Annotated in this window: 11 protein-coding genes; 2 read left to right on the forward strand and 9 right to left on the reverse strand. The window is 39.1% G+C overall.

What is annotated here, in order from left to right:
• Positions 1-105: 105 nt before the first annotated feature.
• A complete protein-coding gene (locus tag ACSFVZ_RS05165) occupies positions 106-2292 on the forward strand; it encodes an OsmC domain/YcaO domain-containing protein (RefSeq protein WP_435558260.1) in 2187 nt (728 codons plus the stop codon).
• 44 nt (positions 2293-2336) lie between these two features.
• Here ACSFVZ_RS05165 and ACSFVZ_RS05170 read toward each other — a convergent pair whose 3' ends face one another.
• Both ACSFVZ_RS05170 and ACSFVZ_RS05175 read right to left on the reverse strand, forming a co-directional pair.
• Positions 2337-3263 carry a phytanoyl-CoA dioxygenase family protein gene (locus tag ACSFVZ_RS05170; RefSeq protein WP_435558261.1) on the reverse strand — a complete coding sequence of 309 codons (927 nt, stop codon included), beginning with the start codon at positions 3261-3263 and terminating at the stop codon, positions 2337-2339.
• A 422-nt stretch (positions 3264-3685) separates the two neighbouring features.
• The gene (locus ACSFVZ_RS05175) at positions 3686-4279 is read right to left on the reverse strand and encodes a DUF1287 domain-containing protein (protein ID WP_435558262.1); all 594 of its coding nucleotides are present in this window, start codon (positions 4277-4279) and stop codon (positions 3686-3688) included.
• A gap of 245 nt (positions 4280-4524) precedes the next feature.
• On the opposite strand from ACSFVZ_RS05175, the gene ACSFVZ_RS05180 reads away from it, so the two are divergent.
• A complete protein-coding gene (locus ACSFVZ_RS05180) occupies positions 4525-5244 on the forward strand; it encodes a transporter substrate-binding domain-containing protein (RefSeq protein ID WP_435558263.1) in 720 nt (239 codons plus the stop codon).
• Between the two features lie 8 nt (positions 5245-5252).
• Here ACSFVZ_RS05180 and ACSFVZ_RS05185 read toward each other — a convergent pair whose 3' ends face one another.
• From ACSFVZ_RS05185 to ACSFVZ_RS05215, 7 genes are all read right to left on the reverse strand, one after another.
• On the reverse strand, positions 5253-5651 hold the full coding sequence (locus ACSFVZ_RS05185) for a hypothetical protein (protein ID WP_253038458.1): 399 nt from the start codon (positions 5649-5651) through the stop codon (positions 5253-5255).
• 47 nt (positions 5652-5698) lie between these two features.
• The gene (locus ACSFVZ_RS05190; RefSeq protein WP_253038397.1) at positions 5699-6100 is read right to left on the reverse strand and encodes a hypothetical protein; all 402 of its coding nucleotides are present in this window, start codon (positions 6098-6100) and stop codon (positions 5699-5701) included.
• 230 nt (positions 6101-6330) lie between these two features.
• Entirely contained in the window at positions 6331-8730 is a 2400-nt protein-coding gene (locus ACSFVZ_RS05195; protein WP_435558264.1) for a glucan 1,4-alpha-glucosidase, read from the reverse strand.
• A gap of 12 nt (positions 8731-8742) precedes the next feature.
• The gene (locus ACSFVZ_RS05200; RefSeq protein WP_281546501.1) at positions 8743-10227 is read right to left on the reverse strand and encodes an MFS transporter; all 1485 of its coding nucleotides are present in this window, start codon (positions 10225-10227) and stop codon (positions 8743-8745) included.
• Positions 10220-12094, reverse strand: a complete 1875-nt coding sequence (locus tag ACSFVZ_RS05205; RefSeq protein ID WP_435558281.1) for an alpha-amylase family glycosyl hydrolase — start codon at positions 12092-12094, stop codon at positions 10220-10222. The genes ACSFVZ_RS05200 and ACSFVZ_RS05205 overlap by 8 nt, the downstream gene beginning before the upstream one ends.
• A gap of 94 nt (positions 12095-12188) precedes the next feature.
• Positions 12189-14039 (reverse strand): glycoside hydrolase family 13 protein, encoded by a 1851-nt coding sequence (locus ACSFVZ_RS05210; protein WP_435558265.1) that lies wholly within the window; start codon positions 14037-14039, stop codon positions 12189-12191.
• Between the two features lie 2 nt (positions 14040-14041).
• Positions 14042-15538, reverse strand: coding sequence for a tryptophan halogenase family protein (locus ACSFVZ_RS05215; RefSeq protein ID WP_435558266.1), 1497 nt, complete (start codon positions 15536-15538; stop codon positions 14042-14044).
• Between the last annotated feature and the right edge of the window lie 96 nt (positions 15539-15634).

Raw genomic sequence — 15634 nt, forward strand, 5'->3', positions numbered from 1 at the left:
GACTATTACTTCGAAAAAGCAGATAATTACACCTATTATGATGAAAATGCTTATCTAGCTGTATAAAGCTTCAGATAGCAATGCGCACAAAGGTGGAATTTTTTAATGGAAATTAAAGTTAATTTTCTCGACAACCTCAGACTTGAAGCCAAGTTTGATGATTTCTCTGTCATTGCTGACCAACCTATTCGCTATAAGGGTGATGGCACTGCACCAAGTCCATTCGATTATTTCTTAGCGTCTTCTGCATTGTGTGCGGCTTACTTTATTAAAGTGTATTGTAATTCACGCGATATCCCGACTGATGGTATTCGTGTTGCGCAAAACAATATCGTTGACCCAGAAGACCGCTATAACCAAATTTTCCAAATTCAGGTTGAATTACCTGAAAGCTTATCTGAAAAAGACCGCACGGGTATTTTACGTTCTGTTGAACGTTGTACGGTAAAACGTGTTATTCAAACTGGGCCAGAGTTTAAAATCGATACTGTGGAAAGTATCGAAGCTGACGCACAAGCAATGCTGATGGCAAAACTAGGTGATGGCAGCAACACGTTTATTTTAGGTAAAGATTTACCGCTTGAAGAAACCATCGCAAATATGACGGCCATCCTTGAAGAATTAGGGATGAAAATCGAGATCTCTTCTTGGCGTAATATTGTGCCTAATGTATGGTCTCTACATATTCGTGATGCAGCCTCGCCTATGTGTTTTACTAATGGTAAAGGTGCAACTAAAGAAAGCGCGTTATGCTCAGCTTTGGGTGAATTTATTGAGCGCTTAAACTGTAACTTCTTCTATAACGATCAGTTCTTAGGGGAAGACATTGCTAATAGCGAGTTTGTTCATTATCCAAATGAAAAGTGGTTTGCTCTGACTGACGATGACTCTCTACCAGAGGGCATTTTAGATGACTATACCCGTGAAATTTATAATCCAGATGGTGAGCTATGTGGCTCACACCTAATTGATACCAACTCTGGCAATAAAGAACGTGGTATCTGTTCTATTCCTTATGTACGCCACTCTGACGGTGAAACTGTTTACTTCCCATCAAACCTAATCGAAAACTTATTCTTAAGTAATGGTATGAGCGCAGGTAACAACTTTGCCGAAGCAAAAGTACAATGTTTATCTGAAATTTTTGAACGTGCTGTTAAGCGCCAGATCATTGAGCAAGAAATTGTTTTACCAGACGTACCTCAAGAGGTTTTAAACAAATACCCAGGGATTGTTGCAGGTATTAATGGCCTTGAAGAACAAGGCTTTCCAGTTGTAGTAAAAGATGCCTCACTAGGCGGTCAGTTCCCTGTCATGTGCGTAACACTCATGAACCCTAAAACTGGCGGTGTATTTGCTTCTTTTGGTGCACACCCAAGCTTTGAAGTTGCGTTAGAGCGCAGCTTAACTGAGCTATTACAAGGCAGAAGCTTCGAAGGTTTAAACGATGTGCCTAAGCCAACATTTAATAGCATGGCTGTGTCTGAGCCAGAAAACTTTGTAGAACACTTCATTGACTCAACTGGCGTGATTTCATGGCGTTTCTTCAGTGCTAAACACGATTATGAGTTTGTTGAGTGGGATTTCTCTGGCAGCAATGAAGAAGAAACAGCGAGCTTATTCGGTATTTTAGAAAGCTTAGGTAAAGAAGCTTACATTGCTGAGTTCTCAGATCTTGGTACTGCATGTCGTATTTTGGTGCCTGATTACTCAGAAGTGTATCCAGTAGAAGACTTAATCTGGGACAATACCAATAAAGCACTTAATTTCCGCGAAGATATCTTAAATCTGCACCGTTTATCAGAAGATCAACTTGCTGATTTAGTTGAGCGCTTAGAACAAAGTGAACTTGATAACTACATTGATATCATCACCTTAATCGGCATTGAGTTTGATGAAAACACAGTGTGGGGTCAGTTAACGATTCTTGAGCTTAAACTACTTATTTACTTAGCACTTGGTGATTTAGAGGCAGCAATGGAGCTTGTTGAAGCTTTCTTACAATATAACGACAATACTATTGTAGAACGTGGTCTATTCTACCAAGCAATGCACGCAACGTTAGAAGTTGCTCTTAGTGATGACCTTGAAATTGAAGATTACATCCATAGCTTTACCCGTATGTTTGGCCAAGAAACAATGGATGCCGTGGTTGGCTCAATCAACGGCGATGTGATGTTTTATGGTCTAACAGAGACCAGCATGAAGCTTGAGGGATTAGATAGACACCTTCGTTTAATCGAAAGCTATAAAAAACTACATACTGCTCGCGCTAAAAAAGCCGGGTTATAAAATCCATACCCCCCTCAAATTCACACTTTGAGGGGGGAAGAATACTATCTACATTTAATTTTTTTTGAGTACATCATTTTCTTTAGATACATTAAATCTCTCGCAGCCCCCCGAAATTCTTTTAATAATGACATACTATATTTAATTTCAAATGTAGACTCCGGGATAAAGGCATAGTTTATGCTGGATAGATTTTTACTTTCTATTGCCCTTCTCAATTCTTCATTATTTACTTTTTCGTCACCAAATAACGACCTGATGATAACATTTTCTTTTGGTACAGAATCACGTACTTTTTGTAGGTTAAATCTTTTTTTATGACTTTTTATTTTTTCATTCAGTTTTATTGAGCTAGTATTTTTATCTTGGAATGAAATTTTCAATACTCTTCGGTAATTATTATTTTTATTCGGGCTAGCTCTGTGAAATGCAGTTCTATTAAATAAAAAAGAATGTCCTCTTTTACCTGTTATACTGTAAAATTTTGAGCTCTTAAACAATCTAGGAAGATAACCTAACTTTTTTGTGCAAACTTCAAATGCACCATCATTGGCACCTACATCAGTTAGATATACAAAAAGGCTTATATGCTGAATACCTCCCTTTTCAAAATCATGAATACAGTCTATGTCTCTATGCCAACCGTCTAAAAAGTTGTCCCCTGCTATATGAGATTTTTGAGACTTACCATCAATTTCATATGAATGACAATGATAAAGAATTGGATTGGGCATTAGCTTATAAATTAATGATATTAAGCTTGGGTTAAAAACATCGTAAAGAACCCCTAAATTAAGCATATCTAAAGCATCTACATAGCGTCTAGATTGATTCTGCTGTAAGAATAATTGATCAAATTTAGTATTCAAATACTCTATGGTTTTATCTGAATAGATTGGTTCAATTGCGACAAAAGAATTTTTAGTAAGCTTTTCAGCTAATGTTGATTTAACTGTAAACTTACTAAGCATATCTATACATTCCAAAAATCAAACAGACAAGAAATATAGAACCATAAATAGTAATAAATTCACTCAACGAATATATGCCTATTAATGATGTTATTAATGTTAATACTAAGGCTATTACACCAAAGCTCTCTTTGATACGTTTTTTCATAATCCCTTCACTTATCGAATTGTTCCTTTTTTGTACTTAAAAAGATTGAAACTGACAGTTTTACTTGAAGCTTTTTATAAAACTGCTCAGCATAAGTTATAGGTACAAAATACCTTAAATTATTATAAAAACAAAATTTATTCCATGTTCTTAATACAAAGAGCTATAAACTTTAACAAATAACGAACAATGCACGCTGTTATAGCAAAAACACGAGGTTATAAAATGCAAGACGATAGCAATTGCTTATGGCTTAATTCTGATTCAGGAAAAACTATTTGCTAAGATTTGGTTCAAATCGATAGTGACCTGTAATTTTATAGTTAAATAACATATCTTCCATTTTCGGCCCCCAGCCAATGTTATGAACAATGAGAGGTCTTAATTTATCTTCAGATAGCTCATCTGTTACAATGCCGATATGAGGCCTATTATTAGGTAAAACCCAAGTCACAATATCACCAGCTTGGTAATCAGCAGCTGTTTTGCTAATAACTTTTCTTGTGCCAAATTTTTCAAAAAACACTTGCAGGTTAGGTACCCTTCGGTGGTCAATGTTGGTATCTGGTTTGGTCAAGCCCCAAATTCGCTTTGAAGGATATAAGGTAAAGTTGTCGCGCATATCTTCATGTACAAGCGTCTGTAAATCAATTCCTAAAGCTCTATAGCTGCGAATTATCACATCGGTACACACACCTATATTTTTTGGTACATCGCCATTGGGGTAGTCAATTTTTCGATAACTGCCGTTATAAACTACAACGTGTTCAGTACGCTCTTTCGCAGCTTTGACTAATTTTGATTGAAAGCTTTGTGCTTGCGTATCAAACGCAATCAATGAAGATAAAATTAAGGCTGTTTTTATCATTTACAAACTCCATTTGGAAAAATAATACAGTACTTCATAGGCTACAAAATGCTACACGATTTCAACATTACAGTTTCCAGCTTTCCCCTCAAGTAAAAAATTCTAACGCACTGTTTTAAAATATATAAATGAATAACTCAAGCTAAATACATACAACGATGTTATTTCAGGCTGCTACCTTGATATTGTTTTTATAGCTAGTCATTGATAAATTAATAATTAATTAAAACATGACAAGCTTATAAATGGACTTTATACGTTTTTTTATCACCTTATGTGCTTTATTTATTGCTTCATTCAGCCATTCAATTTCAGCTAAATTGCTGATAGGTGTATCAAGTGAAAATGGCGAATCTTTAAAGTACTACCGTAAACAATTTCATGGTGAATTAAAGTCAGCATATAGCTGTGTTATTAATCATCTCGAATCCGACTTTGACGTTATTACAGTACCGCAAGCTCGTTTAATTAAGATGTTAAAAAATAATGAAGTAGATATCGCTATGCCATTATTGCTCCTTCCTCAAAGAGATCTATTTGCGGCTCGTTCAACAACAATTTATCAAGTTGGTTACCAGCTCATAATCCAGGCAAATGAAACAGATTTAAGTATTAAAAATTTACGCAAGCAAGCATTATTACAAGGCATAGCATATAAGCGCGGTACTGGTGCGCACACCTTAATACTTAAATACTTAGACATTGATGAAAATGAAATACTAAGCCATGAGCAACAAGTTAATACATGGCAACAAGCTGTTGAGTTTGTAGCTAAAAACAGAGCCGGTATTACAGCCCTACCGACTGTAATTGCAAAAGATATCGAGCCTCACCACTTTGATGGCGTTACACGCATAAAAATGCCAGACCACCAATTAGGCCTTTATATGTCAACACGTTTTGCCAAAAGCGCTGAAGCAACTGTAATCAATGATGCATCTAAAACCTGTAAAGAACTTAGATAAACGATTAATTAGTTATTTTTCTCAGTATTAAGTTCGGCTAAACGGCTTTCAACTTGCATCCGCTCTTGCTCTGTTAGTTCGCCATAGAACTTAGGATATGGCCAGCCATAACCCCAGCGAAAGCTGGTTGGTAAAAAAGGTGTACCACCCACTCTGACACCAGCAAGCATCAATACCGCAATCTCTTTCTCACCTACTTTTGCAACACACTCTTTTAAATCGACATCAGCTTGCTCACGTTGCTTGAAAGTACCGCCTTGCCAATATGCGAGATCATGGGCTGTACAGCAAGACAACCACAAGTTTTTATGTTCTATAGTTCCATCAGGGAAAGAGCTGCAACCATCACTGCTGAAGGGTTTTAATTTTGCATTAGCAACACTTAAGAAAGGGTAAGTAAGTAGCATTAGAAAAACAAAGCGAAGCATGTGTTTCATTGTTTTTGAGCTCATAGTTAATTTTCAATATTATAAACAGAGCCTTCACAACGCATTGATTTATAGCACTGATATGTATTTGACGTAGTATAACATTGAGAAAAAACTATACCATTACCACCCATTTTATGTGCTTTAACTTTTAAAGAATCTTGTAAAGTACCTTTTATATTGGAAGGATTGTAATAATAAGCATCTTCAGGGATAAGAGAGTCATTTTTTTCGTGACAAAAGTTCGATTCTACATTACCTAAATAGGTTGATCTAAAGTTGAAAATTTCTCGATCGTTATAAACCTGGACTTGTTCACCTCTTCCTCTGTTTTCGGCGTCAGCAATAATATAATTACCGAAGTTAGAATTAATAGAGCAAGAACATTGTAAAATCAGTAATAATATAAGTGAAATTCTTTTTAGCATATTAATTAAATTCCCTTTACTTTTAATTTAAACAAAGCTACTTAACCTGAGCAAAACCTCTATTTTTAAAAAATAGTGCAATTTTTGCTTTTACTTAAATAGGTGTTTTTCTCAGACAATTATATTTGCATAATGCTAAAATATCACACTATTTGAAAATTAATGTAAAAAAGTGCAAAACAAAAAAAACCGCCAAGTGTTAATCGGCGGTTTCATCATATGAAGCTGAATTATTTCAATGCGTCTTCAACAACTGGGTAATGGTCCCACACATGTTTATCGCTCACTGAGCGAAGTAACTTGATATATTCAGCGTGAGTCCAAGCAAGTGGTGTCGCTGAGTTTGTCCCCTCACCTAACTGATAGCCTGCTTTATTATTACCAACGCCATCCCAAACTTGCTCAGGTAACATCATGCCTTCATTAGCAAATGCTTCCATGCCTTTTACATAGGTGTCTTTAATCGCTTGTTGCTTCATCGCATCAAGGCTATTGGTTGCGTTTGCCGCAGCGATTTCATAGTGACCACGCTCACCGGTGAAAAACGGCCAAACACGACCACGTTGACCTGGAGTGTTATTGCCACCTTCAGCATAGTTGTTACCTGTCACTTCATCTTCACCGTAACCATCGTTACCATAACGACGGTAGCCTGGGAATGAACCCGAACCATCAGCAAAGTTAAAGGTGTAGCGCACTTGCAGGTTATCAACTAAGGTTTCGTCATCATACTCTGGTAAAGTTTTTACAATGCTTGGAGCAAGTGCATCACGCACACCATAGCGAACAAGCTCTAAGAAACCGCCATCAAGGATTTGCTTTTTATCAAAGCCTTTACGACCGTTATTAGCATTAAGTGTGGTTGATGAGTTTGGATCTTTGTCTTGACCGATTCGGATGAAATATTCACCATCACTGTTTTCAGACTTAAGGTTACCTTGAGTCGTAAACATCGTGCTTTCAATTTCACTGTTGTAGGTTTTAGCCGTTGCTAGATAACGCTCTGCATTTTTAGTGTCACCTGCTTTTTTAGCAATATCAGCAGCCGTTACTAGGCCTGCAACTACCGCAGCTGTTGTTGAAGGAGAAAAACCATTTTGCTCTTCCCAGCGCTCTTGTTGCGTTGCTGGTGGTGTAATTTGTGTGTCGTTCCAAAGAATTTTCGCAACGCCACCATCAACTAAGAAATCAGCCGCTGGTTTTAACATTTTGCCATACCAATCTGTCAGCTCTTGATCGCTAAGTACGCCAGCTTGGTGTAGTTTCCACGCTAACATAATCGGCATTGCTGTTTGATCAAGCTGAACAGCTACCCATTCAAGCTCACCATCAACGTGCGTTTTTTGTAAGAACCAACCCGTGTCACCACCATTGCCTGGCGTGCTGTCCGTCACTTGTACTTTTTCTAGATATTCAAACGCCGTTTTAGCTGTACGTGTATCACCCATAGCCATAAATGCCATAGCAACTTGATAGAAATCACGCACCCAAACGGCTTTATAACCAGTAGAACCAGTTTTAGCCGAAACCGTTTCACCCCAAGGGTTAGAAAGTGACGCAATTAAAGCACCTGCATGAGTTTTATCTTCTTGCGCTTTTAATACCATGGCGCTGGTATATAGCAATTTACCATTATCAGCAGTGCTGTTAGTTAATGTGCTCAAAGGTTCAAGGCTTGCTAAGTAATCTTGCCAACCAATTGCCGCACCTTCGCCGTTATAAGCAGCAAGCACTTTTTGGTAACCTTGGTTTAAACTTGTTTGGCCTTCTTTTAAGCTTGCAGCTTCAGAATTACCAAAGCTTAAAGCTAAATCAAAGGTGGTGTTTTTAGATACTTCGCCAAGCTCTGCAAGTAAGCTTACATTACCCGACTTATCACCGGTATTTTGGTAAGTCGTTGAGAGTGATTGCGATGCTTTTAACTCTTTTAAGCCATCACTCACACCTGTAAAGCCAACACTTGCCTTTTTAAATGGTTGAGCGGCTTGTAAAGATAAAAAGTTATCATCTTGCCAAGCAACTAGACCTTTGTCGGTCACTTTTGCGAAATCGTCTAAACCGTTGTTATCAATGTAAGGATTTACATTAACGTAGGCTTTCACACCTTCAAGGTCAGTATTAAACACGCTACGAACAAACAATGTTTGCCCGTTAGGATCTGTAAAAATGTGTTTTTCTAGGGTGAACCGGCCTTGTTTATCTTTACTTACCACTTTGTACGCAAGCGATAATGGGCGACCCGCGTCGTCTTTATATAAATAATCAATGCTAACATCCAGATCATCGTTTTCTGTTACGGTAAAGTCTTTACCAACTACAACAAACTGCATATCTTTGATTTGTGCTTGGTGAATTAAACCAAACATGGTTTCTGTGATCATGCCTTTAGCGATTGAAAACCAAACTTTTGATACTTTCCCTGTAGCAGCTGCATCGCTATAGTGGCCGTCTTGGTATTGCTCGTAAGATGTACCAATACCTGTTTTACCTGAGTATGCCCAAAAAGGTTCAACACCCGGAGCTCCTGGCGCAGACACCTGCTCAACTGATGTATTAACTGATTGCTCTGAACTACAAGCTGTTAAACCTAACGCTAAAAAACTTGCGGTAATAAGATTAAATTTTTTCATGGTGTGTCCTTATTATTGTTGCTTAACGCGCAGTACAGCGACCGCTGCTAGTACAAATGACACTGCACCTAGCACTAACGCATAAATCGGTTGATTATCAAAAAAGTGACGTAAAATTAGGCCTAATACGCTTGCCGCTAAAAGCTGCGGAATAACAATAAAGAAGTTAAAGATACCCATATACACACCCATTTTCTTACTTGGTACTGAGGTACTTAACATTGCGTATGGTAAAGATAGAATTGACGCCCAAGCAAACCCTACCCCAATCATTGGCCAGATTAGTAAACTTGGATCTTTGATAATAATAAAGCTGACCAAGCCCAATGCACCTAACACTAGGTTGATAGCGTGAGCCATTTTTAGCCCTACTTTTTTAACGATAATTGGAATACACAGTGCTGCAATAGCTGCAAAACCGTTATAAGCGGCAAATAATACACCAACCCAGTCAGCACCGTTGTTGTAAGCAAGAGAGCTTGTATCACTGCTGCCGTAGTGGAAGCTAGTTACTGCCGAGGTGGTATAAATCCACATTGCAAACAATGAGAACCAGCTAAAAAATTGTACCCAAGCCAATTGTTTCATCGTTTCTGGCATAGTGAATACATCATTCACAACTTGATAAAAGCCACCACTGGTTGCGTTTTTAGCTTTTAAAGCACCGGCAATAAATTGAATAACACCAAAGCTAATCAAACCACCTGCAAGCAAATACAGCTCTTTCTCAAGAGAAAGACCGGTAACGATACCAAGTACAACAAGGCCAAGCACCGTAAAGATTGCAGCGCCTTTGTTAAAGTTGACATCACTTTGAACATCAGCCGAGTCATCACTTTGCTCTTGTTCATGAAAGCTTTCAAGCTCTTCTGGTGAATATTCTTTAGTTGTAAAGACGGTCCAAAACACAGCAATAATTAAAACAACGGCACCAAAATAAAACGAGAATTTTACAGAATCCGGGATTTGCCCAGCAGGTGCAGTATTGGCAATATCGAACCAGTTAGTCATCATCCAAGGTAAAGCAGACGCGACAACCGCACCGATACCAATGAAGAAGCTTTGCATTGCATAACCAGTTGCACGTTGCTTTTTCGGCAGATTATCACTGACAAGTGCACGGAAAGGTTCCATAGTCACGTTAATTGACGCATCCATGATCCATAACATACCCGCCGCAATCCACAGGCTTGGTGAGTTAGGCATAATGAATAACGATAACGTCGTTAAAATAGCCCCATAGAAAAAGAACGGACGACGGCGACCTAACTTATTCCATGTTTTATCGCTCCAGTAACCAATGATAGGTTGTACGATAAGACCTGTAAGCGGCGCTGCAACCCAAAGGATTGGAATGTCATCAACATTGGCACCTAAAGTTTGAAATATACGACTCACATTACCGTTTTGTAATGCAAAGCCAAATTGGATGCCAAGGAATCCAAAACACATATTCCATATTTGCCAGAAGCTTAGCGTTGGTTTGTTATTATTCATAGTCAGCCTTTAAGGTAAATACTGCACTGCTTAAGCCGTTCAGTTGTAATTGAATTGGCGCCTTCGTTGCTGCCTCAGAAATCACAATGTCGGCATGATTTTCTAGATTGTCAGTTAACGTTAAACCACTGTGGTTAAGTTTAGGTAATAACGCTTGGTTAAGAGTAAGCTCAACATTCTGTGGATTTTCTGAAAAGTTACTTACTACAAGCACCAGCTGTTGACCTAGCTTACGCGTAAAGGCTATTACTTGCTCTGAGCCAGTCAATTCAACCGCTTGCATGTCACCGCCAACAATTGCAGGAAGTGTGTTTAATGACATTAACTTGGTGTAGTAAGCGCGAAGATCAGCTTGCTGCTTTGAAAGCGCACCGCCATCGAATTTACCATTATTCATCCACGCTTGATGTGCAGGTACACCCATGTAGTCGAAGATACTTGTACGCGTTGGGTCACCAAAACCACCGTCCTCAGAGCCATCTTCACCGACAGCTTGACCAAAATAAAGTAAGGTTGGCGAACGCGACATTAATGTAGAAACCACCATAGCTGGCTTACCTTTTTCACTGCTACCAGCGAAATCCGGGCTAGCAATGCGTTGCTCATCATGGTTTTCTAAAAAGTGCAGCATGTGCTCTTCAATATCAGCCACTTGGCTTTGGATTTCAAAAATAGTTTCTGCTGGTTGTTTACCTTGCATCACAGCTTTAACTGTGTCGTAAAAGCCGACTTTGTCGTACAGATAATCCATCTTACCCTGCTGAATATAAGGGCGATAAAGCGTTGGGTTATAAACCTCAGCCAGAATAAAGGCATCACTTTTTTGCATTTTGATTGATGAGTTTAAAAAGCTCCAAAGCTCAACAGGCACCATTTCAGCCATATCATAACGGAAACCATCAACACCTTTATCTAACCAATATAGTGCGATATCACGGAATTTATACCAGCTATTTGGTAGGTCTTTATCCTGCCAAAATGCGTAGTGCGCACGGTAATCTTTTTCAGCGTAATCAGCTGGTAGCGTTGGGAAATCGTAGCTGCCGTCTGGTTTCACACCGTAATTGATTTTAACTGTTTCGTACCAATCATTGATGTCGGGTTTAGCAGCGCGTGCCCCATTTCCCGTCCATTTTGCAGGTGTTTCATCAAACTGATTATCTGCAAGTGGATGCGGGTTACCACCTAATACTTGGTAGCTATCGCTTGTTGGCACTTGAAATGACTGCCCTGTTACATAATAAAAATTATTATCGCGAGCATAGGTTTTCGTCGTGTCATCATCAGCGCCGAAATCTTTAACACCTTCAGGCTTGGCAACCGACTCGTAGTTACGCGCGACATGATTTGGCACAATATCAATAACAACTTTCATACCGTGCTCATGAGTACGATTGATAAGCTCAACAAACTCTTCTAGGCGGCGCTCAGGGTTAATTGCTAAATCAGGATTAACATCGTAATAATCTTTCACCGCATAAGGCGAGCCTGCACGCCCTTTTACAACATCAGGGTCATCTTGAGACAAACCGTATTCAGTATAATCAGTTACTAATGCATGACGCGGCACACCGGTATACCAAACATGTGTCGTGCCTAGCTCTTTGATACCTTGTAATGCTGCATCATTAAAATCAGCGAATTTGCCTACCCCATTTTCTTCTAATGTGCCCCACGGTTTATTCGTGGTGTTTGTATTACCAAATAATCGAGTGAATACTTGATAAACCACAGGCTTAGAGATAGCTGCTTGGCTAGCTTCTGATTGTTGCTTTTGCGTGTTCTGCTGTACTGGCGCATCGTTACCACAGGCAGTTAAACCTAAAACCGAAGCCACTACTAGCGCAGTTAGTTTGTATGTTGTCATCATTACTTCATTTTTCTGTAAATATCAGTTCATACTAATGTTAAGGGCTGCATACGGACAGTAAATGCATACGTATTCAGCTTATTAGTTGCAATTATTCAAGCTCGATTAAGCGTGCTTGCATAGCTTTTAAGCGGATTAGCGCTGCAAGATCAACAGGTTTTTCGCTGATTAAATCACGTCCTTTATTGTTGCCTTTCAGCACTTCTTGCATGTAGCTTAAGTCCCAATCAATGGCTTGTTGGTTTTTGTTAAGAATAACTAATACAGTTTGCTCATTGTGTTCTCTCACATAGCTATACACGCCTTGCTTCGGTGAAAAATGCATTAAACGGCCTTCGCTTAGCGCTGGTTTTTCTTGGCGCAGTCGAAGCAGCTTTTTAATGCTAGTTAACATCTCTTGCTGATCAGCTGAAAGTCCTTCGCCTGTGAAGGCATTCGCTTTTTGACCATGAAACCCACCCGGGAAGTCAATGCGAATATCACCGTGGTCATTACTTGGCGTGTTATCAAGTAACAGTTCTGTGCCGTAATAAATTTGTGGAATACCGCGAGTCGTTAACAGTAGCGTCATGGCTAATTTTGTTTTTGCTAGGTCTTGACCAAGCTCAGTGTAAACACGGCTCATGTCATGATTATCAGCAAAAACTAAAATGTTATCTGTATCAGCATATAAAAAGTCATTCGCTAGCGATTGATACACTTTTACCCAACCTGTATTCCAGCTTTCTTCTTCGTTGAGTGCTTGGATCAGCGCTTCTTGTAATGAAAAGTCCATCACACTCGGTAAGTCAGAGGTATAACCATCTTGATTTACTTTGCCGCGCTGCCAATAAGAAGCAATTGCTGGGTTGGTTGTCCACTCTTCACCAACAATATTAAAGTTCGGATACTCGGTCATAATGGCTTTAGTCCAATCGGCTAAAAATGCTTTATCTGAGTATGAATAGGTATCAACACGAATGCCGCTTAAGTTGGCGTATTCAATCCACCAAATGGCATTTTGAATCAAATAAGTAGACAGTAACGGCTGACGCTGATTTAAATCAGGCATAGACTCAACAAACCAACCATCATTAAATTGACGTTTATCGTATTGGCTCGCATGTGGGTCTTGAATTGTTTGTCTGGCGTGACTTGTGGCATTTTTGCCGTTTTCAAACTTGCCATCAAAGTTAACCCAATCTGCTGTTGGCATATCAGCCATCCACTGATGCGATGAACCAAAGTGGTTAAGTACCATGTCCATCACTAAGCCGATGCCATGCTCTTTCGCCTCTGCTGATAAGGTTTTGTAAAGTGCATTACTACCCATACGCGGATCAACTTTGTAAAAGTCAGTAATGGCATAACCATGATAAGAGTAACTTGGCATGTCATTTTCAAGCACCGGTGTTAACCAAAGTTGCGTCACACCTAAGTCCTCAAGATAATCTAGGCTATTAATAACACCTTGAATATCACCGCCATGTCGGCCACCTTTAAAGCTTGGGTTTGCAGCCTCCTTCATACCAGCAACGGTGTCATTGCTTGGATCACCATTTACAAAGCGATCAGGATTGATTAAATAAAGCGTATCTTTATTTGTAAAGCCATGACGATTGGCACTTTGTTTATCACGGGCATTTAACGGGTAAGTAAATTCTGTGCCATCTTCAGCTTTAAAGGTTAGTGTTCCCGCCTTTGCATTATCGCTAATGGTTAAATCTAAAAACGCGTAGTTAGGGTTATTCGTTGTTGTCACCCCTTTAAACTCAACACCTTTATAAGGCATCATTTGCCACGTTTTGCTAGCAATATTGTTATCGTAAAGCATGACTTGTAACGAGTCATTTTGCATTCCTACCCACCAGTTTTCTGGTGACACAGTAATTGCAAAGCTGGCTGTCGAGTTGAAAAGCGTAAATGCGGTCGTTAACGCTAAAAATATTCGTGTTGTTTTCATAGTTAATTTTGTACTTTTTCTAAGAATTGACTGTGGCTCGGCAGTTGCTCTACAGTGCTATTAATCAAGGTTTTTAAATTACTAAATAGCTCATTTAACTGCTCATCTGATAACGCATCAGTTAATGGATGGTGATCCTCTGCTATAAGCCCTTGCCCTATCATCACTTGTTGCCATGCAACTTCGGCAAATAGCTCATCGTCTTCTCTTACGAGCTTGCCACTGGTTTTAAATAGCTCAATTTTCTTTTTAAGACTACTTGGAATATCCATGCCTTTACAAAAACACCAAAACGCACTGTCATCACGCTCAGTAATATTGTAGTGAAGAATAATAAAGTCACGAATTCGCTCAAATTCTGTTTTACTTTGTTGATTAAATTCATCCACAAGGCTTTGTTTAATACCTTGATGAGGAAAAAACTTAATTAAACGAATGGCTGCACTTTGAATTAAATGAATACTGGTCGATTCTAATGGCTCTAAAAATCCGCTCGATAAGCCAACCGATACCACATTTTTATGCCACTGCTTTAAACGGCGGCCTGTTTTAAATTTAATAACGCGGGGCTCTGTCAGTGGTTTAGCAGGTAAGTTATCCAAGAGCTGTTGTTTTGCCGCTTCGTCTGATAAGAAACGAGAAGAATAGACAAGACCGTTGCCTACACGATGCTGTAATGGAATTTGCCACTGCCAACCCGAGTCTCTTGCAATTGAACGTGTATATGGAATTGCATCGTTAGCTGATTCACTTTGCACTGCAACAGCACTATCACAAGGTAACCAATGTGACCAATCCTCAAAACCTGCATTAAGTGTTTGCTCTATTAATAATGCACGTAAACCTGTGCAATCAATAAATAAGTCGCCGTCAATTTGCTCGCCATTTTTAAGCAATAAAGAGGTTATATGCCCGCTTTGGTGACATTGATTAACCGATTCAATTTTGCCTTCAATCCGTTTTACGCCCCGTGATTGTGCTAATTCTTTTAAGAACTCGCCGTATCGTGTGGCATCAAAATGATAGGCATAATGTAAGCCCGCTAACTGAGTATTTGGAATTTGTTTAAGGTGGGCAAATTTATGTGCTTTTGCAGCTTGGTAGTTAAGTGAAAAATCCCAAAAATCAGGTGCATTATTAGCTTGATTTGCTTTTAACCAAAAGTGGTAAAACTCACAAAACGGGAAGTCTTTACCTATCTCACCAAAGGCGTGCATATAGCTGTGACCTTGGCTGCGCCAATTTTCAAACTCAATACCCAGTTTAATCGTTGCGCCAGTGGCCTTAATAAATTCTTTTTCGGTTATACCTAGCGCACCATTTAGATGCAAAATAGGTGGAATACTGGCTTCACCGACACCGACAGTGCCAATTTCTGCTGACTCTATCAGGGTTATATCAAGCACTTTACCCAGCACTTTATTGAGTAATGCTGCAGTTATCCACCCTGCGGTACCACCGCCAGCAATCACTACTTTGGTTATTTTTTTTGATTCCATAGTACACCTAACGCCAATTTCAATTCATTGAGTGTAGCTCACTGATATAAAAAAGCCCTTGTAAAACAAATCACAAGGGCAATTTTATATCTCTGT

The organism is Pseudoalteromonas nanhaiensis, from assembly GCF_051235485.1.
GTDB lineage: Bacteria > Pseudomonadota > Gammaproteobacteria > Enterobacterales > Alteromonadaceae > Pseudoalteromonas > Pseudoalteromonas lipolytica_C.